Below are 25,026 nucleotides of genomic sequence, written 5' to 3'. Positions count from 1 at the left end.
CCCCTCGCCGGCGCCCGCGACCGGCCAGCCGCCGGCCAATCAGCCCCCGCCGCCGCCCGGACCGCCGGACCCGCGCAAGGATCTCGCCGAGCGCATCCAGGCGATGAAGGAATTCCGGCAGAGCACCAACCCGTACATCCAGATGGTCGCCATGCGGTGGGTGGCCGTGCATTGCGGCGAGGACGACATCCTGTCCGGCAACGACGACCCGGCCCAACCGCTGGTGACCTGCTCGACCGACCGCAAGGTCGCCTACCTGCTGGCCCCGTCGATCATCAGCGGCGACCAGATCGCCAACGCCACGTCGGGCATGAACCAGCACGGCATCGGTTACGTCGTCGACCTGCAGTTCAGGCCGGGGGCGGCCAACACGTGGGCCGACTTCACCGCCGCCCACGTCGGCACCCAGACCGCGTTCACCCTTGACTCGCAGGTGGTCAGCGCCCCGATGATCCAGGAGGCCATCCCCGGCGGCCGGACCCAGATCACCGGTGGCGACCCGCCGTTCACCGCGTCGTCCGCGCGCCAGCTCGCCAACGTCCTCAAGTACGGGTCGCTGCCGCTGTCCTTCGAATCGTCGGAGGCCCAAACCGTCTCGGCGACACTGGGATTGACCTCGTTGCGGGCCGGCCTGCTGGCCGGCGCGATCGGCCTGGTGTTGGTATTGGTGTACTCGTTGCTCTACTACCGGGTGCTGGGGCTGCTGACGGCCTTGTCGTTGGCCGCTTCGGGCGCAATGGTTTTCGCGATCCTGGTGCTGTTGGGACGCTATATCAACTACACGCTGGACCTGGCGGGCATCGCGGGTCTGATCATCGGAATCGGCACCACCGCGGACTCGTTCGTGGTGTTCTTCGAACGCATCAAAGACGAGATCCGCGAAGGCCGTTCGTTCCGGTCGGCGGTGCCGCGAGGCTGGGTGCGCGCCCGCAAGACGATCGTGTCGGGCAACGCCGTGACGTTTCTGGCGGCGGCCGTGCTGTACTTCCTGGCGGTCGGCCAGGTGAAGGGGTTCGCCTTCACCCTGGGCCTCACCACGATCCTCGACCTGGTGGTGGTGTTCCTGGTGACCTGGCCGCTGGTGTACCTGGCGTCGAAGTCGCCGACGCTGGCCAAGCCGGCCTACAACGGCCTGGGCGCCGTGCAGCGGGTCGCCCGCGAACGCCGGGCCGCCGATGTGAAGACGGGACGGGGATAGCGCATGGCCGACTCCACCGACGCCCAAGCCACCGAAATCACCCAGGCCAGCATGGAGGCACCCGCGCTGACCGACGGCAGCCGACTGCCGCACCACAACTTCTTCTCCCGGCTCTACACGGGCACGGGCGCGTTCGAGGTGGTCGGGCGGCGCCGGCTGTGGTACGGCATCAGCGGCGTGATCGTCGCGATCGCGATCGTCAGCATCGTGTTGCGGGGCTTCACCTTTGGGATCGACTTCAAGGGCGGCACGACGGTCTCATTACCGCGCGGTGACGCAACGGTGGCCGCGGTGTCCGACGTCTTCAGGAAGACCCTGGGCGTCGATCCCGATGCGGTGGTGGTCGTTGGCAGCGGCTCGGCGGCGACGATCCAGATCCGCTCGGAACCGCTGGACAACACCCAGACCAGCAAGCTGCGCGACGCCCTGTTCGACGCGTTCCAGCCCAAGGGCAACGACGGTAAGCCCAGCAAGCAGGCGATCAGCGACTCGGCGGTGTCGGAAACCTGGGGGGGCCAGATCACCGACAAGGCGCTGATCGCGCTGGCGGTGTTCGTGGCGCTGGTCAGCCTGTACATCACCGTGCGCTACGAGCGCTACATGGCGATCTCGGCGCTGACGACGATGTGTTTCGACTTGGCCGTCACCGCCGGCATTTACTCCCTGGTGGGCTTCGAGGTCACGCCGGCCACCATCATCGGCTGGCTGACGATCCTCGGCTTCTCGCTCTACGACACCGTGATCGTGTTCGACAAGGTCGAGGAGAACACCCACGGGTTCCAGCACACCGCCCGGCGCACCTTCGCCGAGCAGGCCAACCTGGCCATCAACCAGACGTTCATGCGCTCGATCAACACCAGCCTGATCAGTGTGCTGCCCGTGCTGGCGCTGATGGTGGTGGCGGTCTGGCTGCTCGGCGTCGGCACCCTGAAGGACCTGGCGTTGGTGCAGCTGGTCGGCATCCTGGTCGGCACCTACTCGTCGATCTTCTTCGCCACCCCGCTGCTGGTCACCCTGCGCGAACGCACGGAGCTGGTGCGGACCCACACCCGCCGGGTCATCAAGCGGCGCAGGCCGGGCGCGCAGTCCGAGGAGCCGGCGGCGCCCGCAGAGGGCGCGGGGGCAGCCGAGGAGGACAAGGGCGCCGAGGCCGCCGACGCCCCGGCGGGGGCCGCCACGCCCGCCAAGCCCGCCAAGCCCGCTCCCAACAAACCGGCGCCGGGAGCACGACCGGTGCGCCCCACCGGGACCCGCCGCCCGACCGGCAAGCGAAACGCCGGCCGGAGGTAGCCACATGGCCAGCTGGTGTCGGCTTGGGATGGCCGGGCTGCTGGTGGCCGCGTTCGCATCGACCCTCAGCGGGTGCTCGGGCAGCGCCGCCGCGCGGATCGACTATGTCGTCGACGGACCGCTGAGCACCTACAACACCAACACGACCGTCGGCGCCGCCTCGGCGGGCGCTCAGGCGTTCGCGCGCACCCTCACCGGGTTCGGCTACCACGGCCCCGACGGGCAGGTCGTCGCCGACCGCGACTTCGGCACCGTCTCCGTGGTGGGCGGTTCGCCGCTGGTCCTCGACTACCAGATCGCCGACAACGCCGTCTACAGCGACGGCAAGCCCGTGACCTGCGACGACCTCGTGTTGACCTGGGCGGCGCAGTCCGGCCGGTTCCCCGGCTTCGAAGCCGCCACCCAGGCCGGGTACATCGACATCGCCAACGTCGAGTGCATCCCCGGCCAGAAGAAGGCGCGGGTGTCCTTCGTCCCGGACCGCGGCGTCGTCGACTACAACCAGCTGTTCACCGCGACCTCGCTGCTGCCGTCGCACGTCATCGCCGACCAGCTGAACGTCGACGTGACCGCGGCGCTGTTGAGCAACAACGGGCGGGTGGTGGAGCAGATCGCCAGGCTGTGGAACACCACGTGGGACCTCAAACCCGGGCTGGATCTGAAGCGCTTCCCGTCGTCGGGCCCGTACCGGATCGAATCCGTCCTCGACGGCGGCGCGGTGGTGCTCGTCGCCAACGACCGCTGGTGGGGCCCCAAGCCGATCACCAAGCGGATCACCGTGTGGCCGCAGGGGCCCGACATCCAGGACCGGGTCAACAACCGCAGCGTCGACGTCGTCGACGTCGCGACCGGGTCGTCCGGGGCGCTGCCCACGCCGGACAACTACGAGCGCAGCGAGGCGCCGTCGGGCGGCATCGAGCAGCTGATCTTCGCGCCCCAGGGCCCGATGGCGCAGCCGAAGGCGCGGCGGGCGTTCGCGCTGTGCACGCCGCGCGACACCATCGCCCACGACGCCGGGGTGCCGATCGCCAACTCCCGCCTCCAGCCCGCCACCGATGACGCCGTCTCCGCCGGGGAGGGGGCCGCCGAGGCCGGCCCGTTCGGCAGGGCGGACCCCGCCGCCGCCCGCGAGGCGCTGGGCGGCGCGCCCCAGCCGGTGCGGATCGGGTATCGCGGACCCAACGCGCGGCTGGCGGTGACCGTCGGCGCAATCACCAAGTCCTGCGCCGCGGCCGGCATCACGGTCGAAAACGTCACGCTGGACACCCCCGGGCCGCAGGCGCTGCGCGACGGCAAGATCGATGTGCTGCTGGCCAGCACCGGCGGGGCGACCGGCAGCGGGTCGACCGGCTCGTCGGCGATGGACGCCTACGCGCTGCACACCGGCAACGGCAACAACCTGTCCGGCTATTCGAATCCCCAGGTCGACAGCGCGATCGGCGCGCTGGCGGTGTCGGCCGACCCCGCCGAGCGGGTCAGGCTGCTCGGGCAGGCGGCCCCGATACTGTGGGGCGACATGCCGACCCTGCCGCTGTACCGGCAGCAGCGCACGCTGCTGGTGTCGAAGAAGATGTACGCCGTGGGCACGAATCCGACCCGGTGGGGAGCGGGCTGGAACATGGACCGGTGGGCCCTGGTCGAGTGAGGCTCGAGTGACGAGCGAGAGTAAGCCGGTGGCCGAACTGATCTTGTCGTTGACTCGGCAGGTGGCCGACTTTCCCCGGCCCGGCGTCCAGTTCAAGGACCTCACCCCGGTGTTCGCCGACGGGCACGCGATGACGGCGGTCGTCGACGCGCTGGCCGCGTTCGCGTTCGGAGCCGACCTGGTGGCCGGCATCGATTCCCGCGGCTTTTTGGTGGCCGCGGCCGTCGCCGCGCGGCTGGGCACCGGCGTGCTGGCCATCCGCAAGGCGGGCAAGCTGCCGCCGCCGGTGCTGGCCGAGCGCTACGAGCTGGAGTACGGCAGCGCCACCCTGGAGATCCCCGCCGACGGCATCGACCTGCGTGGCCGCGCCGTGGTGATCATCGACGACGTGCTCGCCACCGGCGGCACCCTGGGCGCGGCGGCGCGGCTGCTGGAACGCGCCGGGGCGCGCGTCGTCGGGGCCGCGGTGGTGATGGAACTCGAAGGGCTGGGCGGGCGTGGCGCGGTCGCGACCCTCCCGGTGCACAGCCTGAGCCGGGCCTGATTCACATCGTCGCGCGATATCCTCGAGGTCGGAGGTGACCGACGTGGCTGACGACAAGAGCGCGGCGCAGGCTCTCGACGCGCCCGCCCCGGTCAGCGAGTCGCCGTCGGTCACCGAGCCGATCGAGACCCTGAAGACCTCCAGCAGCGCCTCGCGCCGGGTCCGGGCCCGGCTGGCCCGCCGGATGACCGCCCAGCGCAGCGCGCTGAACCCCGTGCTCGAGCCGCTGGTGGCGGTGCACCGCGAGATCTATCCCAAGGCGAACCTGTCGATGCTGCAGCGGGCCTTCGAGGTCGCCGATCAGCGCCACGCGACCCAGTTGCGCCATTCCGGCGACCCGTACATCACCCACCCGCTGGCCGTCGCCAACATCCTGGCCGAATTGGGCATGGACACCACCACGTTGGTGGCGGCGCTGCTGCACGACACGGTCGAGGACACCGGCTACACGCTCGAGGCGCTGAGCGAGGAGTTCGGCGAGGAGGTGGGCCACCTCGTCGACGGCGTGACCAAGCTGGACCGGGTGGTGCTGGGCAGCGCCGCCGAGGGCGAGACCATCCGCAAGATGATCACCGCGATGGCCCGCGACCCGCGGGTGCTGGTGATCAAAGTCGCCGACCGGCTGCACAACATGCGCACCATGCGCTTCCTGCCGCCCGAGAAGCAGGCCCGCAAGGCGCGTGAGACGCTGGAAGTCATTGCACCCCTTGCGCATCGGCTGGGTATGGCCAGCGTCAAGTGGGAGCTGGAGGACCTCTCGTTCGCGATCCTGCACCCCAAGAAGTACGAGGAGATCGTGCGGCTGGTCGCCGGCCGCGCGCCGTCGCGGGACACCTACCTGGCCAAGGTCCGCACCGAGATCGTCAACACCCTGAACGCGTCGAAGATCAAGGCGACGGTGGAGGGCCGGCCCAAGCACTACTGGTCGATCTATCAGAAGATGATCGTCAAGGGCCGCGACTTCGACGACATCCACGACCTGGTCGGCATCCGCATCCTGTGCGACGAGATCCGGGACTGCTATGCCGCTGTGGGCGTGGTGCATTCGCTGTGGCAGCCGATGGCGGGCCGGTTCAAGGACTACATCGCACAGCCGCGCTACGGCGTGTACCAGTCGCTGCACACCACCGTCGTCGGGCCGGAGGGCAAGCCGCTGGAGGTGCAGATCCGCACCCGCGACATGCACCGCACCGCCGAGTACGGGATCGCCGCGCACTGGCGCTACAAGGAGGCCAAGGGCCGCAACGGCGTTCCGCACCCGCACGCCGCCGCCGAGATCGACGACATGGCGTGGATGCGTCAGCTGCTCGACTGGCAGCGGGAGGCCGCGGACCCCGGTGAGTTCCTCGAGTCGCTGCGCTACGACCTTGCGGTGCAAGAGATCTTCGTCTTCACCCCCAAGGGCGACGTGATCACCCTGCCGACCGGGTCGACGCCCATCGACTTCGCCTACGCGGTGCACACCGAGGTCGGCCACCGCTGCATCGGCGCGCGGGTCAACGGCCGGCTGGTGGCACTGGAGCGCAAGCTCGAAAACGGGGAAGTCGTCGAGGTCTTCACGTCCAAGGCGCCCAACGCCGGGCCGTCGCGGGACTGGCAGCAGTTCGTGGTATCGCCGCGCGCCAAGACCAAGATCCGCCAGTGGTTCGCCAAGGAGCGCCGCGAGGAGGCGCTGGAGGCCGGCAAGGAGGCGATGGCGCGCGAGGTGCGTCGCGGGGGACTTCCGTTGCAGCGCTTGGTCAATGGCGAGTCGATGGCGGCGGTGGCCCGCGAGCTGCATTACGTCGACGTGTCGGCGCTCTACACCGCGATCGGTGAGGGCCACGTCTCCGCCAAGCATGCCGTGCAACGCCTGCTGGCCGAGCTCGGCGGCATCGACCAGGCCGAGGAGGAACTCGCCGAGCGGTCCACGCCGACCACGATGCTCCGCCGCCCGCGCAGCAGCGACGACGTCGGCGTCTCGGTTCCCGGCGCGCCGGGCGTGCTGACCAAGCTGGCCAAATGCTGCACGCCGGTGCCCGGCGACCAGATCATGGGGTTCGTCACCCGCGGCGGCGGCGTGAGCGTGCACCGCACCGACTGCACGAACGCGGCGTCCCTGCAACAACAGTCGGAGCGCATCATCGAGGTGCTATGGGCGCCGTCGGCGTCGTCGGTGTTCTTGGTGGCCATTCAGGTCGAGGCGCTGGACCGGCACCGGCTGCTGTCGGACATCACGCGGGTGCTCGCCGACGAGAAGGTCAACATCCTCTCGGCGTCGGTCACCACCTCGGGCGACCGGGTGGCGATCAGCCGGTTCACCTTCGAGATGGGCGACCCCAAGCACCTCGGGCACCTGCTCAACGTGGTGCGCAACGTCGAGGGCGTGTACGACGTCTACCGGGTGACGTCTGCTGCTTAAGGCGGCCTGACTTTCAGCGTGCGGTGTGGCGGTCGGCGGGACCGTTGTGGGTTTGCTATGAGTCGCGTGTGAGGCTGGCCCGCTGGGGTTCAACAGGACGTGAGGCGGGTGTCATGTCGAATGAAACGACCTTGATCATTTTTGCCACGATCGGATAACCAGGTCCAGTACGGTTCCGCTTCGCCCACTGTTGATTCCTTGGTCGGCGCCAGCTTTCCCCACCGATGGGAGCTCCGATGTCGTCTTTTGTGCTCGTTTTGCCGGACGCGGCGGCGGCGGCCGCCCACGATTTGACGGATATCGGGTTGACGCTTCAGTCGGCCACCGCGGCGGCGGCGGATTCAACGACGTCCGTGGCGGTGGCGGCGCAGGATGAGGTGTCAGCGGCGATCGCGGGCAGAGCGCGCTCTAAAGCCGAAAACACCACGGCCGCATGGACATCACCGTTGCGCCCCGAGCATATGGCGGCATCGGCGGCTTGAGGTTCTAGTCCAGCCGCACCGAGGTGATGGTCACCGTGCTGGCCGGCAGGCCGCGGCTGCGGTGGCCGGCCACGCCCGCCTGGGCGATCTTGTCCAGCGTCAGCAGGCCGGCCTGGTCGACCGTGCCTAACACCGTGGAGGTGGGCTCGACCTCGGTGTCGCGGTACACCATGAAGAACTGGCTCTCGTTGGTGTTGGGCCCGGAGGTCGTCATCGCGACGGTTCCGCGCGGGTAGATCACCGTCTCCTTGAGCGCGGGGTCGCCGGCGGGGTACTGGTTGGTGGGGTATTCGTCGGCGTACTGGTAGCCGGGGCCGCCGGAGCCCTCGGTGTCGGGGCCGCCGCACAACAGCGTCCCGCCCTCGGGCTCGTCGATCAGCCGGCCGCATTCGGTGTTGTCGAAGAACCGTTGCTGCGCCAGGCTGACGAAACTGTTGACGGTGCAGGGGGATTCGGCGTTGGCCAGCTGGATGCCGATGTCACCGAAGTTGGTGGCGAGGGTGGCGTGGATCTGTGGCGGATCGGTGGACACCCGTCCCGACGGCGGCGGCGCGACGGGCCTGCTGGCCGGATCCGGCGCGGGCGGGTACTGGCAGTTGGCGCCGACGTCGGGCGGCGGCGCGAACGCCGGCAGCGGGGGCACGGTCTGGCCCGTCGCCCCGGGGTCCGTGCCCGGCCTCGCCGCCCCCCTGGCGCGGGTCGGGGAGGAGGACGCCGCGCTGTCGGTGTGGTCGTGACTCTGGGCCACCAGCGAAATGACCAACGCCACCACCGCCGCCAACGCGACGATCGACGCGCCGACGATGCCCAGCGCCAGGCGCCGGTGAAACGTTTTCGCCGCCGGGTGCGCGGGGCTCGCCGACGGGTGCGCCGGCGGCGGGACGGCGGCGAACGGGGCGCCCGCACCGCCCAGCGCCGCCCGGGCGGCCTCGGCGAGCTCCACCGCCGACTGGTAGCGGGATTCGACGTCCTTGGCCATCCCCTTGGCGATCACCGCGTCGAAGGCCGGCGGGACGCCGGGGGCGATGATGGACGCCCGCGGCGGGGGCGTGTTGACGTGCGCGTTGAGCTGTTCCTCGAGGCTGTCGCCGGGGTAGGGGCGGCTGCCGGTCAGGCACTCGTAGAGCACGCAGGCCAGCGAGTACACGTCGGCGCGGTGATCCGTCGACCCCCGGAAGCGCTCGGGCGCCAGGTATGCCACGGTGCCCATCGTGGCGCCGGTGCCGGTGAGCTGGGTGTCGGCCTCCGCGCGCGCGAGACCGAAGTCGATCAGGTAGACGAAGTTGCGCGCCTTGGTGACCAGGATGTTCTTCGGCTTGATGTCGCGGTGGATCAGGCCCGCGCCGTGGGCGGTATCCAGCGCCGCCGCGACCTGTTCGATCACCGCGACCGTGCGCTCCGGGCTGAGCCGCCCCCCGCTTTCGGCGATGTACTCCGACAGGTCGCGGCCTTCGATCAGCCGCATGTCGACGTACAGCTGGCCGTCGATCTCGCCGTAGCCGTGGATCGGCACCACGTGCGGGTCGTTGAGGCTGGCGGCTATGCGCGCCTCGCGGCGGAAGCGGTGCTGGAAGGCCTGATCCTCGGCCAGATGCGGCGGGAGCACCTTGAGCGCCACCACCCGGTCGGTGGTGGCGTCGTAGGCGCGGTACACCCGGCCCATGCCACCGCGGCCCAACAGCTCCTGGATTTGGTAATGACCGAATGTCTCCGGATCAATACTCACCCAACGCACCTTAAATGCTTCGGCGTGCGAGTCTGGCCATTCTCACCAACACGCGACCGGCGTTGTGCCACTTCGGCGTTTAGTCCAGCAGCACCGATTTGATGGTGACCTCGGACGCCGGTGGCCCGTCCTCGCCGCCCCCGGCGACGCCGGCCTTGGCGATCTTGTCCAGGGTCGCCAGCCCGTCGGGCTGAATCGTGCCGAAGACGGTGTATTGCGGCGGCAGCTGGGAGTCCCGGTAGACCATGAAGAACTGGCTGCCGTTGGTGCCGGCCCCGGCGTTGGCCATCGCCAGGGTGCCGCGCGGGTAGACCACCGGCTGCTGGGCCTTCGGGTCATTCGGCGGGTACTGGTCGGTGGGGTACTCGTTGGCGAATTGGTAGCCGGGGCCGCCGGTGCCGTCGCCCTTGGGGTCGCCGCATTGCAGGACGCCCAGCGACGGCGAGGTGGTCAGCCGGTGGCATTTGGTGCCGTCGAAGTATTTCTGGCCGATCAGGTTCGCGAAACTGTTGACCGTGCACGGTGATTCGTTGTTGGCCAGCATCAGCCCGACGTTGCCCTGACTGGTCACCATGCTCGCGCTCACCTGGGCCGGGTCGGTGGGGATCTTGCCGGTGCGCGGCGGCTTGACCGGCTTGGCGGCCGGCTCCTGTGGGGTCGCCGGGTACTGGCAGTTGGCGCCCAGGTCGGCCGACGGCTTGAACGCCGGCAGCGGCGGGACGGGCGGCGTCGGACCGGGGGGCGTGGTGGATTCCGGGGACCCGCTGGGGGCGGTGCTGCTGGCCGGCGCCGCGGTGTTGGCCTTGTGCTCGTGCCGGTTGGTGACGATCGCGATCACCACCGCGGCGACGACGGCCACCGCCACGATCGCGCCGGCGGCGATCACCAAGATGCGGCGTCTCTTGGCCTGCTTCTGACGCCGCTCCAGTTGCCGTTCGAGTTTGCGCTTGGCTGTGGCACGTCGCTGTTCGTTGGTCGGCACGGCCGATACGCCTCCATGCTTGGTGAGTCGGGCCCCCGGGTGGCCAGCCCAGGCTAATGTGGGCGCCGTGACCGGTGTCAACCGGGTTCCGTGGGAAACTGGGAACCGTGTTGATCACCGGATTTCCCGCCGGCATGTTGGCGTGCAACTGCTATGTGCTGGCCGACCGGCCCGGAACGGACGCCGTCATCGTCGATCCCGGCCAGCGTGCGATGGGCCCGCTGCGGCGGATTCTCGACGACAACCGGCTGACCCCCGCCGCGGTGCTGTTGACCCATGGGCACGTCGACCACATGTGGTCGGCCCAGAAGGTCTCCGATTTCTACGGCTGCCCCACCTACATCCACCCCGAGGACCGCTTCATGCTGACCGACCCGATCTACGGCCTCGGCCCGCGGCTGGCGCAGCTGGTCGCGGGCGCGTTTTTCCGCGAGCCAAAACAGGTGGTGGAGCTGGACCGCGACGGCGACAAGCTCGACCTGGGCAGCGTGACCGTCAACGTCGACCACACGCCCGGGCACACCCGCGGGTCGGTGGTCTTCCGGGTTGCGTCGGCGACCGACGGGAAGGACGTCGTCTTCACCGGTGACACGCTGTTCGAGCGCTCGGTGGGGCGCACGGACCTGTTCGGCGGCAGCGGTCGCGACCTGCTGACCTCGATCCTCGACAAGCTGTTCGTCCTCGACGACGACACCGTCCTGTTGCCGGGGCACGGCAACGCCACCACCATCGGCGCGGAGCGGCGGTTCAACCCGTTCCTCGAGGGCCTGGGCACGTGACGGAATTCGCCTCGTTCTCAGCCCCCAAGGGCGTCCCCGACTACGTCCCGCCCGATTCGGCGCAGTTCGTCGCCGTGCGCGACGGGTTGCTGGGCGCGGCGCGCCGCGCCGGCTACGGCCACATCGAACTGCCCATCTTCGAGGAAACGGCGCTGTTCGCCCGCGGCGTGGGCGAATCCACCGACGTGGTGTCCAAGGAGATGTACACGTTCGCCGACCGCGGCGACCGCTCGGTGACCCTGCGGCCCGAGGGGACCGCGGGGGTGGTGCGCGCGGTGATCGAACACGGCCTCGACCGCGGCGCGCTGCCGGTCAAACTCTGTTACGCCGGGCCGTTTTTCCGCTACGAGCGCCCCCAGGCCGGGCGCTATCGCCAGCTCCAGCAGGTCGGGGTGGAGGCGATCGGCGTCGACGATCCGGCGCTGGACGCCGAGGTGATCGCCGTCGCCGACGCCGGCTTCCGCGCGCTGGGCCTCGACGGCTTCCGGCTCGAGATCACCTCGCTGGGCGACGAGAGCTGCCGCCCGCAATACCGGGAACTGTTGCAGGAGTTCCTGTTCGGGCTCCCCCTCGACGAGGAGACGCGGCGGCGCGCCGAGATCAACCCGCTGCGCGTCCTCGACGACAAACGGCCCGAGGTGCGGGCCATGACGGCCGACGCCCCGGTGCTGCTCGACCACCTGTCCGACGCCGCCAAGCAGCACTTCGACACGGTGCTGGCGCATCTGGACGCGCTGGGGATCCCGTACGTGATCAACCCGCGGATGGTGCGCGGGCTGGACTACTACACCAAGACCACCTTCGAGTTCGTCCACGACGGGTTGGGCGCGCAGTCGGGCATCGGCGGCGGCGGCCGCTACGACGGCCTGATGCGCGAGCTCGGCGGACGGGACCTGTCGGGCATCGGATTTGGCCTCGGGGTGGACCGGACGCTGCTGGCGCTGCGCGCCGAGGGCAAGGCCGTGGGGGAGACCACCCGCTGCGACGTGTACGGGGTGCCGCTGAGCGAGCAAGCCAAGCTGCGGCTGGCGGTGCTGGGCGCGCGGCTGCGCGCTTCCGGCGTCCGCGTCGACATGGCCTACGGGGACCGCGGGCTCAAGGGCGCGATGCGCGCGGCCGACCGCTCCGGCGCCCGCATCGCGCTGGTGCTGGGCGACCGCGACATCGAGGCCGGGACGGTCGGGGTGAAGGACCTGTCGAGCGGCGACCAGGTGCCGGTGCCGGCGGACTCCGTCGTCGCCGACGTGCTGGGGCGGCTCGGCCGGCCGCGCGCGTAACCCCACTGCGAGGTCTCGCGCGATATTCCGCGGTGCCGTTACGCTCGCGGTGAGACGGGAGGCGACATGAGGCAGTGCATCGTCACGGGACTGGCCGTTTTGCTGATGGCGGCCGGGCTGGTCGCCGCGGCGCCGCCGGCCGCCGCCGGCTGCCTGTACGGGGGGCCCGTGCTCAGCAAGTGCGACGGGCCCCTCCAGCCCGACGGCAGCTGGGAGCGCTGCGTGGCGGTCACAAATTTGGTGCTCCACGGCGCCAGTTCCTACCTGGTGCCCGAGAAGCACTGCGGTGTGATGGGCCCCGGGCAGAACCTCGGCGGCGTCGACGCCGACCCGCCCACGCACATCGACGGCTGAGCCCCGCTTGACTTAGTATCGAACTATTGTTCGAATAGGGTATGCGCTGGGCTCACCAGGCCGTCACCCTGGACGACGGGGCGCTGCCGGGACTGCAGCGCATCGGTCTGGTCCGCAGCGTGCGTACGCCGCAATTCGAGGGCATCACGTTTCACGAGGTGCTGTGCAAGTCGGCGCTCAACAAGGTGCCCAACGCGGCGGCGCTGCCGTTTCGGTGGACGGTCAACGGGTACCGCGGCTGCTCGCACGCCTGCCGCTACTGCTTCGCGCGCCCCACGCACGAATACCTGGACTTCGACTGCGGCACCGACTTCGACACCCAGGTGGTGGTCAAGACCAACGTCGCCGACGTCCTCGGTCGCGAACTGCGCCGCCCGTCGTGGCAGCGGGAGACGGTGGCGCTGGGCACCAACACCGATCCCTACCAGCGCGCCGAGGGGCGCTACGCGCTGATGCCGGGCATCATCGGCGCCCTCGCCGGATCCGGTACCCCGCTGTCGATCCTGACCAAGGGCACCCTGCTGCGGCGCGACCTGCCGCTGATCGCCGATGCGGCCCAACACGTTTCGGTCTCGGTCGCGGTGTCGCTGGCGGTCGGCGACCCGGACCTGCACCGTGACGTCGAGCCCGGCACCCCGACACCGCAGGCGCGGCTGGGGCTGATCACCGCGATCCGCGACGCCGGCCTGGGCTGTCACGTCATGGTGGCCCCGGTGCTGCCCCACCTCACCGACTCGGCCGAGCACCTCGACGGGCTGCTCGGCCAGATCGCGAAGGCCGGCGCGACCGGCGTGACGGTGTTCGGCCTGCACCTGCGCGGCTCGACGCGCGGCTGGTTCATGGCCTGGCTGGCGCGCTCGCACCCCGAACTGGTGGGCCGCTATCGCGAGCTGTACTCCCGCGGCGCCTACCTGCCCCCGGCCTACCGCGAGATGTTGCGGCGGCGCGCGGCGCCGCTGATCGCCAAGTATCGGCTCGGCGGCGATCCCCGCCCCGTCCGCCGCGCACCGGAAGCGGCGAGCGAACCGCTTCAGCCGACGCTGTTTTGACTCATCCGCGCCGCGGCTTGGTCAGGGTGAACCGGTCCACGGCGGTGACCTCGCCGTCGGGTCCGCGCAGCGCGTAGTGCGTGGCCTCGATCGAGGTGTTGCCGCCGGGCCGGCCGGGGTCGACGTCGAAAGCCACGAAGCCGTAGGGGTTGTCGCGGTCGCGAAACGCCGACCACGGCGCGTCCTCCAGCACGTAGATCGGCGCCTTGCGGCCGATCCCGGGGTCGAACGCGCCGACGCCGCTCAGCACGCGGCTGCGCGGCTCGGGGAAGAAGAACCCGTTGCTCGGCGCCGACGTGCCCCCGCCGCCGATCACGACGTGCACCGTGCCCCGCGTCGAGTCGATGACGTCGCCGCGGGTGTCCACGGGGATCGGCGTGCGGGTGTCGGTGCCCAGCGCCCCGCGCAGCGGATGCGACCGCTCGTAGTGGTGTTCATGCCCGCACACCACCAGGTCGACCTGATACCGGTCGAACAGCGGCAGCCACTCCTCGCGGATTCCCAGGTCGGCGCCGTTGGACCTGTCGGTGGTGGAGATCGCGGTCTGATGCATGCACACGACGATCCAGTCCACGTCGGGATCGCGCCGCGCGTCGGCCAGTTCGGCGGTGAGCCAACGCTTTTGCTCCCCGCCGGAGTAGCCGTGCACGTAGGAGTTGCCGCCGTCCTGGTAGGCCACGTCGTCGTTGTTGAGGCTGATCACCCGCACCGAGCCGGCGGTGAACGAGTACCACAGCCCGCGGGTCTGTTCGCTCGACCCCGAATCGGGCAGCGCGAAATACGCCTGGTAGGCGCCGTAACCGATTGGCCCGTTGCCCAATTCGTTCTCGTGGTTGCCCGCCGCCGGCATCCACGGCCGATACCGCGCCGAGCGCGTGTTGTTCTCGAACCAGTTCGACCAGGTGCGGACCCGGTCGTGGGCCAGGTTGGCGTAGCACAGGTCGCCGTTGACGAGGTTGAACAGCGGGCCGAGTCGCTCGATGGCCAGCGTGGTGTCGGCGGCCGCCGGCGAACCGATGTTGTCGGTGGCGTACCTGCCGTCGGGCAGCTTGGCCAGCGCGGGGGTGGACTGGTCCCCGAAGCTGGTGAACCGCAGCGGCTTTCGCCCGGACGGCGCGGTCTTCACCGTCCCCTGGGCGGGTTCGGCGCCGTCGTGCAGCGCGGCGTACACGTAGTCGGTGTCCGGGGTCAGGCCGGTCAGGCGGGCGTGGTTGACGCGAACCTCGGTGTGGGACTTGGCGTCCCGGTAGGTGCGGGTTTCGGCCGCGACGGTGCGCCCGAACCCCGACGCCGGGGTGCCCAGCATGACGCGCGGGTTGCGGACGGCCTCGGTCGTGTGCCAGGACACCACCACCTCGGTGGCGGCGTTCCTGCCGAATTGCAGGTGCAAACCGGTCACCGGCGGTGCGCCGTTGCGGTCCGGCTGCGACCAGACGGCGGGCCCGTGGCGGTGCGACCACAGCAGCACCGCCCCACCCCCGATGGCGGCCGAGGCGGCGCCCGTCGTCAAGAACCTGCGGCGGGTGACCGCCGGATCGTCGCTCATGCTTGCTTCATACCTTGCCTCATCCCGAGCCTCATCCCGAGCCTCATCCCGAGCCTCGTGCCCTGCCTGATGCCGAGCCGGCGAACGCCCGGTCGCCGGTAACGAATCCGGTAGCGTTTCCGATATGACGAACGTGCGAAAAGTGAGCAGCGGGGTTGCCGTGGCAACGTTTGCGGCGGCCGCGGCCGTGGCCGCCGTGCCCGGCACCTCATCCGCGGATCCGGCCGGCCACCAGGTGACGTACACGGTGACGAGCCCGAACAATCTGACCGCCACGGTCAACTACGTGAATTCCGATCCGCCCAGCCAAGCCGCCTACAACGCCGACCCGACGAAGTTCATGACAAGCGTTCAGGCGCCGCTGAGCGGGGGAGCGCCGGTCACCTACACCGCCACCCTGGCGAACCCGACCCAGTGGGCGAGGATCACCGCCAGCGGCATGCTGCACTGGCCGGATTCGAGCAATGGCCCCGCGTCGTTCCACTGCGAGATCGCCGTGGATGGCCAGGTCGTCGCGCAGCAGGACGCGACGACCACCGTCACCTGCGCGACGCACCCCTGAATCGTTAGCCGGCATCACCGTTCGCGACGACGACGACCTCGGCCCGTTCGGCGCCCACCGCGCGCAGCTTGTGGCTGACCGTCGCGTCGAAGTAGGCGCTGTCGCCCGCACCCAGCGTGAGGGTCTGATCCCCGTACTCGAGTTCGACCCGCCCGGCGTGGACGAACACGAACTCCTGGCCGGCGTGCTCGGGATGGGGATCGTCGGCCGGGTTGCCCGTGGGGCGAACCACGAACGGTGACATGGACTTTCCCAGCAGCGACGACGCCAGCGCCCGGTAGCGTTCGCCGCCGCGCCCGCCCGGCGCCCGGTCCACGGTGATCTTCTCGGCGGCCGCGTCGTCGGAGAACAGCCGCCCGACGTCGACGTCGAGGGCCCGGGCCACCCGCAGGGCCACCGCGATCGACGGCGTGCACTGACGCCGCTCGATCTTCGACAGGTAGCTCTTGGTGAGCCCGCTCTGCTCGGCGAGTTGCTCGAGGGTCAGGCCGCGTTGCCGGCGCACCGCGCGCAGTAGTGCCGTCACTGGCCGGCCTCCCATGACACAAGGTTTCCTAACTGCTACCATTGTGTCATATGGCGACGTCGTTCAGCTCGTTCAGCGATTCGAAATCCGACCTGATGCGCCGGGCGGCCGAAGAGCTGTCCGCCTTCCAAGCCAAAGAAGACGCCGATTCGGGGCTGACCACCCGGCAGAAGCTGGCGCTGACCTGTCGCGCCCTGTTCGACGCAGGCCACGACTCCGGGCTGGCCGGGCAGATCACCGCCCGCGCCGAGTCCGAGGGGACCTACTACACCCAGCGGCTCGGCCTGGGATTCGACGAGATCACCGACGCCAACCTGCTGCTGGTGGACGAGGACCTCAATGTCCTCGACGGTGACGGAATCGCCAACCCCGCCAACCGTTTTCACAGCTGGATCTATCGCGCGCGACCCGACGTCCAATGCATCGTGCACACCCACGCCTTCCACGTGGCGGCGCTGTCGATGCTCGAGGTGCCGCTGATCGTCTCGCACATGGACACCACCCCGCTGTACGGCGACTGCGCGTTTTTGCCCGAGTGGCCGGGCGTGCCGGTCGGCAACGAGGAGGGGGAGATCATCAGCGCCGCCCTCGGCGACAAGAAGGCGGTGCTGCTGGCCCATCACGGCCACGTGATCGCCGGCGCCAGCGTCGAGGAGGCGTGCTCGCTGGGCATCCTGATCGAGCGCGCCGCCAAGCTGCAGCTGGCCGCGATGGCCGCCGGCCGGATCAAGGAGCTCCCCGAGCGGCTGGCCCGCGAGGCGCACGACTGGACGCTGTCACCGCAGCGCAGCCGCGCCAACTTCGCCTACTACGCCCGTCGGGCGCTGGCCCGCCACCCCGATGCAATCACGAGCTAAGGAGCCTTTCTTGCCCGAAGCGCCCGCAATCCACGGCATCATCGCCTACCCGGTGACCCCGTTCGACGACGATGGCGCGAACGGGGTTGCCACCGCCCGCCTGTCCGCGCTGGTCGAGAAGCTGGTCGGCGACGGGGTCCACGCGATCGCCCCGGCGGGCAGCACCGGCGAACTGGCCTACCTGGAGGAGCCGGAGTTCGACGCCGTCGTCGACGCCACGATCGCCGCGGCCGCCGGGCGGGTGCCGGTGGTGGTGGGCGTGTCGGATGTGACCACCGCCAAGACGATTCGGCGCGCCACCTACGCGCAGAAAGCCGGGGCCGACGCGGTGATGATCCTGCCGGTGTCCTATTGGAAGCTCACCGAGCGCGAGGTCGTTCAGCACTACCGCAGCGTCGGCGACGCCATCTCCATCCCGATCATGGCCTACAACAACCCGGCCACCAGCGGCGTCGACATGCGCCCCGAGCTGCTGGTCGAGATGTTCGAGACCATCGACAACGTCACCATGGTCAAGGAGTCCACCGGCGACCTGTCCCGGATGCAGCGCATCGCCGAGCTGTCCGGTGGCCGGCTGCCGTTCTACAACGGCAGCAACCCGTTGGTCCTCGACGCGCTGAAGGCCGGCGCGTCCGGCTGGTGCACGGCCGCACCGAATCTGCGGCCCCGGCCGTGCATCGACCTCTACGAGGCGGTGCGCGCCGGGGACCTCGACCAGGCCCAGGCCCTCTACGACGACCTCAAGCCGCTGCTGGAGTTCATCGTCGCGGGCGGCCTGCCCACCACCGTGAAGGCCGGCCTGGACCTGCTGGGCTTCCCGGCCGGCGAACCCCGCCGGCCGCTGCTGCCGCTCGACGAGCGGGGCCGCGCCGAATTGAAAGCGCTACTGGGCTAACGCACCCGCCGCCCGGCGCGACAGGGCTAGAGGTTCGTCGCCGAGAACGTGTCGCACTTGTTCGGGTCGCCGGTCTGGTAGCCGATGGTGAACCACTTCTGCCGTTGCGCCGACGAGCCGTGCGTCCACGACTCGGGGTTGACCCGCCCGGTCGCCTGCTTCTGGATGCGGTCGTCGCCCACCGACGCCGCGGCCGACAGCGCGTCGGCGATGTCCTTGTCGCTCAGCGGCTGCAGGTAGGGCACGCCGGTGCTCTCCTGCTTGACCGTCGATGCGTAGTGCGCCCAGATGCCGGCGTAGCAGTCGGCCTGCAGCTCGGTGCGCACCCCGTTGCCGGTCGCGCCCTGCGCGCCCTGCTGCGAGCGGCCCAGCACGTGCTGCAGGTTCTGCACGTGGTGGCCGTATTCGTGCGCCACCACGTACTCCTGCGCGAAAGGCCCGCCGCTGGAACCGAATCGGTGGACCAGCTCGTCGAAGAAGTCGGTGTCGAAATACGCCGTCTGGTCCGCCGGGCAGTAGAACGGCCCCACGGCGGTGGTGGCGGGCCCGCACCCGGTGTTGACCGAGCCGGTGAACAACCGCACGTTCGGGCGGGTGTAGCTCGGCATCAGCTGATGCCACACGGCGTCGACGGAATTGCCGGTCGCCACCACCCGGCACTGCACGTACTTGTTCGCGTCGGCCCCGGTCTTGCACTGGCTCAGGTCGAACCCGGGGGCCGAGTAGCCGCCGTAGTTCGACTGCTGGCCGACGACGCCGCCCGGGTCCACGCCGAAGAACAGCGCCGCGACCAGGACCAGCAGCCCGATGCCGCCGCCCCCGAGGGCCATCCCCATCCCGCCGCCGCCCGACGACGACGCGGTGCTGGTGTCGATTCGCATGCCCTCGTTGAAGGTCATCGCGCGCTCCTAGGTCTGTTGCGCGGCCGAGAACCGCGCGTCGGTGTAGCTGCGGAGGTTGCGCAGGAAACGGCGCAGGCCCAGGTTCAGCAGCGGCCCGGCGAGCGGCATCGCCCACCGCGACGGGCCGGCCGGCTGCTGCGCCATGGTCCACGTCAGCCGGCAGCCACCCGGGATGGCCTCGACGCGGTAGTCCTCGGCGAACGCCGCGACGGCCTGCGTGGAACATTCGTTGAACCGGAATGCCATGCGCGTGAAGGGTTCCCAGGCGAGAAACTCCTCGTTGCCGACGAGCCCGCCGCGCATCTCGACGGTGCGGGTGGTGCCGACGCCGCGCGGCTCGGGGCTGGTCCAGGTCACCTTGGTGATCACGCTTGCCCACCGCGGCCACGACTCGGCGTCGGCCAGCACCTCGAACAGCTGCTCGGGGGTGATGGCGAGATCGACGCTGTTTTGGAAGCGGAACGGCGCGTTGTCGACGAAGCTCAGGTCGACGCGCTCGCAAGGGAACATGGATCTAACTTAGCCCGGCCCGTCGCTGCTGGCGGCCAGCAGCGGCACCAGGACGTCGCTGATCGGCGCCGGGAGGCCGTGCGCGCGGGCCTTGCGGATGATCACGCCGTTGCGGATGTCCCACTCCTGCCGCCGGTGGTTCTCCCGGTCGGCCAGCATCGAGGTCCCCATGTCCTCGGGGGCGGCGCGAAACAGCCGCACCATCTCGTCGACCGTGTCGTCGGGCAGCCGCGCGCCCTCGGCCCGGGCGACGGCCAGGCATTCGGCGACGTAGCGGCGCGACAGCGCGGCGATGTCGTCGCGGCGGAACATCCCGGACCGCCGCCCGGTCAGCACCATGAGCCCTGCCAGCGCGTTGACCAGCAGCTTGCGCCACGCGGCCGTGATGAAGTCGGGGTCGCAGTCCACCTGGCAGCCGGCGTCGCGCAGCAGCGCGGCGACGCCTTCCGCCGAGGGTCCCGACGGCAGCACCAGCCGGGCTTCGGTGCGCAGGCGCACCCACCCCTCCGGGTGCGTTTCGGCGCCGTACCACACGATCCCCGGGACGACGGGCGACGACGGGCAGTGCGGCTGGACCTGCTCGACCTGCTCGACGCCGTTTTGCAGCACCAGGACGACGGTGTGCTCGGCGCACAGGCGCGCCAGCCAGCCGGCCACCTCGTCGTTCTGGGTGGCCTTGACCGCCAGCACCACGACGTCGACCGGGCCCGGAACCCGCCCCGGGTCGGTGTGCACGGGGCCGGGCACCACGATCGGATCGCCGCCGTCGGGCCGCAGCTCGACGGCGTCGCGGGCGGTGCGGCCGCACAACAGCACCGGATGCCCGGCCTTATGGAGCAACGCGGCGACCGTCGTGCCGACGGCGCCGGGGCCTACGAGTGCGATGGTGGTGGCAATAGGACAGAAGTTACCTCCTAGACTTGGCATTCGCTTTTCACGACCACAAGGGGAGTTTCGTGCTGCGCAGCCACGCCGCTGGTTCGCTTCGCAAGGGCGACGCCGGCCAGCAGGTGACGCTGGCGGGCTGGGTGGCCCGTCGCCGCGACCACGGCGGGGTCATCTTCATCGACCTGCGGGACGCCTCCGGCATCGCCCAGGTGGTGTTCCGCGCCTCCGACGTGCTGGCCCAGGCGCACCGGCTGCGCGCCGAGTTCTGCGTCGCGGTCACCGGGGTCGTCGAGGTCCGCCCGGAGGGCAACGCCAACCCCGAGATCGCGACCGGCGAGATCGAGGTCAACGCGACATCGCTGACGGTGCTGGGGGAGAGCGCGCCGCTGCCGTTCCAGCTGGACGAGCCCGCGGGCGAGGAGCTGCGCCTAAAATACCGCTACCTCGATCTGCGCCGCGATGGCCCGGCGGCGGCAATTCGATTGCGCTCCAAGGTCAATGCGGCCGCGCGCGCGGTGCTGGCGCGCCACGACTTCGTCGAGATCGAAACGCCGACGATCACCCGCTCGACGCCGGAGGGGGCGCGCGACTTCCTGGTGCCCGCCCGCCTGCACCCCGGCTCGTTCTACGCCCTGCCCCAGAGCCCGCAGCTGTTCAAGCAGCTGCTGATGGTGGCCGGGATGGAGCGCTACTACCAGATCGCGCGCTGCTACCGCGACGAGGATTTCCGCGCCGACCGCCAGCCCGAATTCACCCAACTCGACCTGGAGATGAGCTTCGTCGACGCCGAGGACGTCATCGCCGTCTCCGAGGAGATCCTCACCGCGCTGTGGGAGCTGATCGGCTACCGCATTCCCACGCCGATCCCGCGGATCAGCTACGCCGACGCCATGCGGCGGTTCGGCTCCGACAAGCCCGACATGCGGTTCGGGCTGGAGCTCGTCGAGTGCACGGAGTTCTTCTCCGACACCACGTTTCGCGTCTTTCAGGCCCCCTACGTCGGCGCGGTCGTCATGCCCGGCGGGGCCTCGCAACCGCGGCGCACCCTGGACGGCTGGCAGGAGTGGGCCAAGCAGCGCGGGCATCGGGGGCTGGCCTACGTGCTCGTCGGCGACGAGTCATCCGGTGGGGAGCTGGGCGGCCCGGTGGCCAAGAACCTCTCCGACGCCGAGCGCGCCGGCCTGGCCGCGCACGTCGGGGCCGAGCCGGGGGACTGCATCTTCTTCTCGGCGGGCCCGGCCAAGTCGTCGCGGGCGCTGCTGGGCGCGGCCCGCGGCGAAATCGCCAAGCGGCTCAACCTCATCGACCCCGGGGCGTGGTCGTTCGTCTGGGTCGTCGACCCGCCGCTGTTCGAGCCCGCCGAGGAGGCGACCGCCGCCGGTGACGTCGCCGTCGGCTCCGGGGCGTGGACCGCGGTGCACCACGCGTTCACCGCGCCCAAGCCGGAGTACGACGGCGCCATCGACAGCGATCCCGGCGGCGTGCTCGCCGACGCCTACGACATCGTCTGCAACGGCAACGAGATCGGCGGCGGCTCGATCCGTATCCACCGCCGCGACATCCAGGAACGGGTGTTCGCGGTCATGGGGCTGGACAAGGCCGAGGCCGAGGAGAAGTTCGGATTCCTGTTGGAGGCGTTCATGTTCGGCGCGCCCCCGCACGGCGGGATCGCGTTCGGCTGGGACCGGATCAACGCGCTGCTGTCGGGCGTGGACTCCATCCGGGACGTGATCGCGTTCCCGAAGACCGGCGGCGGTGTCGACCCGCTGACCGACGCGCCGGCGCCCATCACCGCCCAGCAACGCAGGGAGTCCGGAATAGACGCCAAACCGGAACGGGTTGAGCAGGCATGACCGACATGCCCGACAGCGGGACCATCAACGCGTTCAACGACGGCATCATCGAGGAGTTCCGCGCCAACGCCGGCAAGGTCGGCGGCCAGTTCGAGGGCGCGAACCTGCTGCTGCTGACCACCACGGGCGCCAAGTCCGGCAAGCCGCGGGTAAACCCGCTGGCGTACTTCCGCATCGACGGCAAGCTGATCGTCATCGGCTCGTTCGCCGGCGCGCCGATCAGCCCGGCCTGGGTGCACAACCTGCGGGCCAACCCCGCGGCACACGTGGAGGTCGGCTCGCCGTCGGGAATCGACGCGTTCGACGTGACCGCCCGCGAGCTGCCTCCCGCCGAGCGCGACGAGCTCTTCGACAAGGTCGCCGCCGCGGCCCCCGGGTTCGCCGAGTACCAGTCCAAGACCAGCAGGGTGATTCCGCTGTTCGAGCTGCAGCCGGGCTAGCTTGCGCGCCGGCGCCAAACGCCTCCGCGCGGTGTCGTTCAACCTCGTCCAGACGTCGGTCGCCGCGGGCCTGTCCTGGTACCTGACGCACGACGTGCTGGGCCACCCGCAGCCGTTCTTCGCGCCGATCGCCGCCGCGGTGTCGCTGTCGATCAGCAACGTGCTGCGCGCGCAACGCGCCATCCAGATGATGATCGGCGTCACCCTGGGCATCGGGATCGGCACCGCCGTGCAGGCGCTGATCGGGCCCGGCGCCGTGCCCATCACCGTCGCCGCACTGGTCGCCGCCTGCGTCGCGGTGTTCATCGGGGGCGGCTTCATCGGGCAGGGGATGATGTTCGCCAACCAGACGGTCATCTCGGCGATCCTGGTGCTGGCGCTGACCCGCACCGACATCAGTTTCGAACGCATCTACGACGCGCTGGTCGGCGGCGCCGTGGCGATCGTGTTCGCCGTCCTGCTGTTCCCGGCCGACCCGTTGGCGGTGCTGCGCGGCGCGCGCGTCGGCGTGCTCGGTGTGCTGCGGAGCGTCCTGACGCGCGCGGCGGATTTGGCCGACGGACGCGAGGAGGCTCCGGCCGACTGGCCGCTGTCGGCCGTCGATCGCGTGCACCAACAGCTCGGCGGGCTCATGGAGGCGCGCTCCACCGCCCGCCAGGTCGTCCGCTTCGCGCCGCGGCGCTGGGGCCTGCGCGACGCCGTCCGTGCCGCCGACCACCAGGCGGTCCACGTCGCGCTGCTCGCCGGCTCGGTGCTGGAGCTGGCCCGAGCCGTCGCGCCCGGCGCCCACGGCGGCGCCCGGCCCGCGCAGTCCGCGCACGGCGCGCTGGTGGTGCTTTCCGCCGCGACGGCCCTGGCCGACCCCGACCCGGCCGGGGCGTGCGCGTACGTCGCGTCCGCGCGCCATCACGCGGCGCAGCTGCGGCCGAGCGCCCTCGCCGAAGCCGTCCGGGCCTGCGTCGACGACCTGCAACGGGTCATCGACCTGCGGTCATAGCGAGTCGGCCAGGAACTCCTGGACGAGCTTTTTGGGCGCCTGCGTCGCCACGCCTCGGTGATCACCTCCGCGAGGTCGCGCACCGCGATCTCGCCCAGCCGGACCAGCACCGCCGGGTAGCCGTCGAAGTGCGGGGTGGTGAAGTAGACGCCCGGCTCGTCGGCGATCAACGCGAACTTGACACCCTCGTCGGACACCCGGACGCCGAGGATGTCGCCCTCGGGTATCTGCACGCCGTTCTCCGTCAGCGCCTCGCGGTCCGACGGGCGCAGGGGCCGCTCCCAGGCCAGCAACTTCTTGCCGACCCGCCATTCGTGCGGGGACGGCTCGGAGGTGAGTGCCAGCTCACCGACGATGTGGGCGACGTCGCTCCACGTGGCCACCCCCCAATTGTGCTCCCGCTACGGCACGATTGGTTCGCGATCGGCAAACGATCGGCAAACGCCGGGCCTAGCCGAACTGGGGCCCGGGCGGGGGTACGCCCGGCTGGCCCGGCTGCTCGAGCGGGGCGACCTGCGCGCCGCTGAGCTTGCGGTAGGTGTAGATCAGGACGAGCGCGGCGACCGGGCCGCCGACGACCACGCCCACCCCGCAGGCCAGCGCGCCCACGAGCACCGCGGCCACCTGGACCAGCCAGGACAGCAGGGCGTTGGCGAAGTTCGAGGACACCGTCGTGAAGCTGGACTTCAGCGCGTCCATGACGCCTTGCGACCGGTCGATGATGAACGGGATGACGAACTGCGCGAAGATGCCCACGACGAGGCCGGGAATGATGCAGAAGAACGAGCCGATCGACGTCAGAATGCCGACGATGATCGCCGCGACGATCACCGTGCCCAAGTTGCGCGGCTTGAAGAACGAACCGATGCTCACCGGCCGTCCGTCGGCGATCTCGAAGCATCCGGACAGGAACGCGGACTGGGCGAAGATCCCCACCGCGTAGACGAGCAGGTAGCCGACGACCATGACGGCCCACCCGGCGCCGCTGATGGTGCCCGTGGTGACGATGCGGCCGTCGGCGTCGGTGATGGTGGTCGTCGTGCCCATGTTCGTGCCCAGGGGGATCAGGGCGTAGCAGGCGCCGAAGACCACCCCGTAGATGAGGACGGACACGACGAGTGGCATGGCGTTCTGGGTGAACTTGCCCCACGCCCAGCTGAACGCCTCGCCGACGCTGAACGGCGGACGCTGCTGACCAAACGGGTCGCCGCCGTAGCCGGGCTGCGGCGGGTACCCGGGCGGCGGCGCGCCATAGCCCGGCGGCGGCGCGCCATAGCCGGGCGGCGGAGCGCCATAGCCCGGCGGCGGCGGAGGGGGAGGCGG

The 25,026-nt window shown here is 70.4% G+C and carries 24 protein-coding genes and 1 pseudogene; 16 read left to right on the top strand and 9 right to left on the bottom strand.

The window, feature by feature from the left end; genetic code table 11:
- From secD to BST11_RS24125, 6 genes are all read left to right on the top strand, one after another.
- The coding region (secD, locus tag BST11_RS24150; protein ID WP_083140775.1) for a protein translocase subunit SecD at nucleotides 1-1,198 on the top strand (1,198 nt) is incomplete at its 5' end.
- A 3-nt stretch (nucleotides 1,199-1,201) separates the two neighbouring features.
- On the top strand, nucleotides 1,202-2,488 hold the full coding sequence (gene secF, locus BST11_RS24145; RefSeq protein WP_083140774.1) for a protein translocase subunit SecF: 1,287 nt from the start codon (nucleotides 1,202-1,204) through the stop codon (nucleotides 2,486-2,488).
- A 4-nt stretch (nucleotides 2,489-2,492) separates the two neighbouring features.
- Nucleotides 2,493-4,133, top strand: coding sequence for an ABC transporter substrate-binding protein (locus BST11_RS24140; RefSeq protein ID WP_083140773.1), 1,641 nt, complete (start codon nucleotides 2,493-2,495; stop codon nucleotides 4,131-4,133).
- Between the two features lie 7 nt (nucleotides 4,134-4,140).
- Nucleotides 4,141-4,677 carry an adenine phosphoribosyltransferase gene (locus BST11_RS24135; protein ID WP_244897766.1) on the top strand — a complete coding sequence of 179 codons (537 nt, stop codon included), beginning with the start codon at nucleotides 4,141-4,143 and terminating at the stop codon, nucleotides 4,675-4,677.
- 43 nt (nucleotides 4,678-4,720) lie between these two features.
- A complete protein-coding gene (locus BST11_RS24130) occupies nucleotides 4,721-7,078 on the top strand; it encodes a RelA/SpoT family protein (protein WP_067323526.1) in 2,358 nt (785 codons plus the stop codon).
- 236 nt (nucleotides 7,079-7,314) lie between these two features.
- Nucleotides 7,315-7,560, top strand: a complete 246-nt coding sequence (locus tag BST11_RS24125; RefSeq protein WP_158086820.1) for a PE domain-containing protein — start codon at nucleotides 7,315-7,317, stop codon at nucleotides 7,558-7,560.
- Nucleotides 7,561-7,564: 4 nt separating this feature from the next.
- Here the strand turns inward: BST11_RS24125 and BST11_RS24120 are convergent, their stop codons facing one another.
- On the bottom strand, nucleotides 7,565-9,223 hold the full coding sequence (locus BST11_RS24120; RefSeq protein WP_276033869.1) for a protein kinase domain-containing protein: 1,659 nt from the start codon (nucleotides 9,221-9,223) through the stop codon (nucleotides 7,565-7,567).
- Between the two features lie 142 nt (nucleotides 9,224-9,365).
- Complete coding sequence (locus BST11_RS24115) at nucleotides 9,366-10,268, bottom strand: peptidylprolyl isomerase (protein ID WP_083140769.1); 903 nt, start codon at nucleotides 10,266-10,268, stop codon at nucleotides 9,366-9,368.
- Nucleotides 10,269-10,375: 107 nt separating this feature from the next.
- Here BST11_RS24115 and BST11_RS24110 point away from each other — a divergent pair, with 107 nt between their 5' ends.
- From BST11_RS24110 to BST11_RS24095, 4 genes are all read left to right on the top strand, one after another.
- Entirely contained in the window at nucleotides 10,376-11,047 is a 672-nt protein-coding gene (locus tag BST11_RS24110; RefSeq protein ID WP_083140768.1) for an MBL fold metallo-hydrolase, read from the top strand.
- Entirely contained in the window at nucleotides 11,044-12,324 is a 1,281-nt protein-coding gene (gene hisS / locus BST11_RS24105; protein WP_083140767.1) for a histidine--tRNA ligase, read from the top strand. Before BST11_RS24110 ends, hisS begins: the two co-directional genes overlap by 4 nt.
- Nucleotides 12,325-12,390: 66 nt before the next feature.
- Nucleotides 12,391-12,678, top strand: coding sequence for a CDGP domain-containing protein (locus BST11_RS24100; RefSeq protein WP_083140766.1), 288 nt, complete (start codon nucleotides 12,391-12,393; stop codon nucleotides 12,676-12,678).
- 41 nt (nucleotides 12,679-12,719) lie between these two features.
- On the top strand, nucleotides 12,720-13,727 hold the full coding sequence (locus BST11_RS24095) for an Rv2578c family radical SAM protein (protein WP_083140765.1): 1,008 nt from the start codon (nucleotides 12,720-12,722) through the stop codon (nucleotides 13,725-13,727).
- Between the two features lies 1 nt (nucleotide 13,728).
- On the opposite strand, the gene BST11_RS24090 is transcribed toward BST11_RS24095, so the two are convergent.
- On the bottom strand, nucleotides 13,729-15,273 hold the full coding sequence (locus BST11_RS24090) for a purple acid phosphatase family protein (RefSeq protein WP_083140764.1): 1,545 nt from the start codon (nucleotides 15,271-15,273) through the stop codon (nucleotides 13,729-13,731).
- A 124-nt stretch (nucleotides 15,274-15,397) separates the two neighbouring features.
- Between BST11_RS24090 and BST11_RS24085 the strand changes: the two genes are divergently transcribed.
- Nucleotides 15,398-15,835, top strand: a complete 438-nt coding sequence (locus BST11_RS24085) for a hypothetical protein (protein WP_083140763.1) — start codon at nucleotides 15,398-15,400, stop codon at nucleotides 15,833-15,835.
- A 4-nt stretch (nucleotides 15,836-15,839) separates the two neighbouring features.
- Here the strand turns inward: BST11_RS24085 and BST11_RS24080 are convergent, their stop codons facing one another.
- Nucleotides 15,840-16,361: a helix-turn-helix domain-containing protein gene (locus BST11_RS24080; protein ID WP_083140762.1), complete on the bottom strand. Its 522-nt coding sequence runs from the start codon at nucleotides 16,359-16,361 to the stop codon at nucleotides 15,840-15,842.
- 50 nt (nucleotides 16,362-16,411) lie between these two features.
- Between BST11_RS24080 and BST11_RS24075 the strand changes: the two genes are divergently transcribed.
- Together BST11_RS24075 and BST11_RS24070 are read left to right on the top strand one after the other, a co-directional pair.
- Nucleotides 16,412-17,218, top strand: a complete 807-nt coding sequence (locus BST11_RS24075) for an aldolase (protein ID WP_083140761.1) — start codon at nucleotides 16,412-16,414, stop codon at nucleotides 17,216-17,218.
- 10 nt (nucleotides 17,219-17,228) lie between these two features.
- Nucleotides 17,229-18,113: a dihydrodipicolinate synthase family protein gene (locus BST11_RS24070; protein WP_244897765.1), complete on the top strand. Its 885-nt coding sequence runs from the start codon at nucleotides 17,229-17,231 to the stop codon at nucleotides 18,111-18,113.
- Between the two features lie 26 nt (nucleotides 18,114-18,139).
- Here the strand turns inward: BST11_RS24070 and ypfJ are convergent, their stop codons facing one another.
- Genes ypfJ through BST11_RS24055 form a run of 3 tightly spaced genes read right to left on the bottom strand, consistent with a single transcriptional unit; the run spans nucleotide 18,140 to nucleotide 20,422 of the window.
- Nucleotides 18,140-19,012, bottom strand: coding sequence for a KPN_02809 family neutral zinc metallopeptidase (gene ypfJ, locus BST11_RS24065; RefSeq protein ID WP_083140759.1), 873 nt, complete (start codon nucleotides 19,010-19,012; stop codon nucleotides 18,140-18,142).
- 9 nt (nucleotides 19,013-19,021) lie between these two features.
- Entirely contained in the window at nucleotides 19,022-19,525 is a 504-nt protein-coding gene (locus BST11_RS24060) for an SRPBCC family protein (RefSeq protein WP_083140758.1), read from the bottom strand.
- A gap of 9 nt (nucleotides 19,526-19,534) precedes the next feature.
- Nucleotides 19,535-20,422, bottom strand: a complete 888-nt coding sequence (locus BST11_RS24055; RefSeq protein ID WP_211284776.1) for an oxidoreductase — start codon at nucleotides 20,420-20,422, stop codon at nucleotides 19,535-19,537.
- Between the two features lie 23 nt (nucleotides 20,423-20,445).
- On the opposite strand from BST11_RS24055, the gene aspS reads away from it, so the two are divergent.
- The 3 genes from aspS to BST11_RS24040 are packed head-to-tail and all read left to right on the top strand — an operon-like array spanning nucleotide 20,446 to nucleotide 23,703.
- On the top strand, nucleotides 20,446-22,266 hold the full coding sequence (gene aspS, locus BST11_RS24050; RefSeq protein ID WP_211284775.1) for an aspartate--tRNA ligase: 1,821 nt from the start codon (nucleotides 20,446-20,448) through the stop codon (nucleotides 22,264-22,266).
- Nucleotides 22,263-22,706 (top strand): nitroreductase family deazaflavin-dependent oxidoreductase, encoded by a 444-nt coding sequence (locus tag BST11_RS24045; protein WP_083140755.1) that lies wholly within the window; start codon nucleotides 22,263-22,265, stop codon nucleotides 22,704-22,706. The genes aspS and BST11_RS24045 overlap by 4 nt, the downstream gene beginning before the upstream one ends.
- Before the next feature lie 31 nt (nucleotides 22,707-22,737).
- Nucleotides 22,738-23,703, top strand: a complete 966-nt coding sequence (locus BST11_RS24040) for an FUSC family protein (protein WP_244897764.1) — start codon at nucleotides 22,738-22,740, stop codon at nucleotides 23,701-23,703.
- Here BST11_RS24040 and BST11_RS24035 read toward each other — a convergent pair.
- Together BST11_RS24035 and BST11_RS24030 are read right to left on the bottom strand one after the other, a co-directional pair.
- A pseudogene (locus BST11_RS24035) lies at nucleotides 23,698-24,086 on the bottom strand (MmcQ/YjbR family DNA-binding protein). The gene BST11_RS24040 and the pseudogene BST11_RS24035 overlap by 6 nt on opposite strands.
- A 67-nt stretch (nucleotides 24,087-24,153) precedes the next feature.
- Nucleotides 24,154-25,026 (bottom strand): hypothetical protein (locus BST11_RS24030; protein ID WP_083140753.1); only part of this gene is annotated, 873 nt, incomplete at its 5' end.

The organism is Mycobacterium alsense, assembly GCF_002086635.1.
GTDB classification, from domain to species: domain Bacteria; phylum Actinomycetota; class Actinomycetes; order Mycobacteriales; family Mycobacteriaceae; genus Mycobacterium; species Mycobacterium alsense.
This window is presented reverse-complemented; position numbering and strand designations above follow the sequence as displayed.

Coding starts and splice junctions, on each gene's coding strand:
- BST11_RS24140 (WP_083140773.1), top strand. CDS start 2,493: ATGGCCAGCTGGTGTCGGCTTGGGATGGCCGGGCTGCTGGTGGCCGCG.
- BST11_RS24045 (WP_083140755.1), top strand. CDS start 22,263: ATGACCGACATGCCCGACAGCGGGACCATCAACGCGTTCAACGACGGC.
- BST11_RS24090 (WP_083140764.1), bottom strand. CDS start 15,273: ATGAGCGACGATCCGGCGGTCACCCGCCGCAGGTTCTTGACGACGGGC.
- secF (WP_083140774.1), top strand. CDS start 1,202: ATGGCCGACTCCACCGACGCCCAAGCCACCGAAATCACCCAGGCCAGC.
- BST11_RS24095 (WP_083140765.1), top strand. CDS start 12,720: ATGCGCTGGGCTCACCAGGCCGTCACCCTGGACGACGGGGCGCTGCCG.
- BST11_RS24125 (WP_158086820.1), top strand. CDS start 7,315: ATGTCGTCTTTTGTGCTCGTTTTGCCGGACGCGGCGGCGGCGGCCGCC.
- BST11_RS24120 (WP_276033869.1), bottom strand. CDS start 9,223: ATGGGCCGGGTGTACCGCGCCTACGACGCCACCACCGACCGGGTGGTG.
- ypfJ (WP_083140759.1), bottom strand. CDS start 19,012: ATGACCTTCAACGAGGGCATGCGAATCGACACCAGCACCGCGTCGTCG.
- BST11_RS24060 (WP_083140758.1), bottom strand. CDS start 19,525: ATGTTCCCTTGCGAGCGCGTCGACCTGAGCTTCGTCGACAACGCGCCG.
- BST11_RS24100 (WP_083140766.1), top strand. CDS start 12,391: ATGAGGCAGTGCATCGTCACGGGACTGGCCGTTTTGCTGATGGCGGCC.
- BST11_RS24075 (WP_083140761.1), top strand. CDS start 16,412: ATGGCGACGTCGTTCAGCTCGTTCAGCGATTCGAAATCCGACCTGATG.
- BST11_RS24085 (WP_083140763.1), top strand. CDS start 15,398: ATGACGAACGTGCGAAAAGTGAGCAGCGGGGTTGCCGTGGCAACGTTT.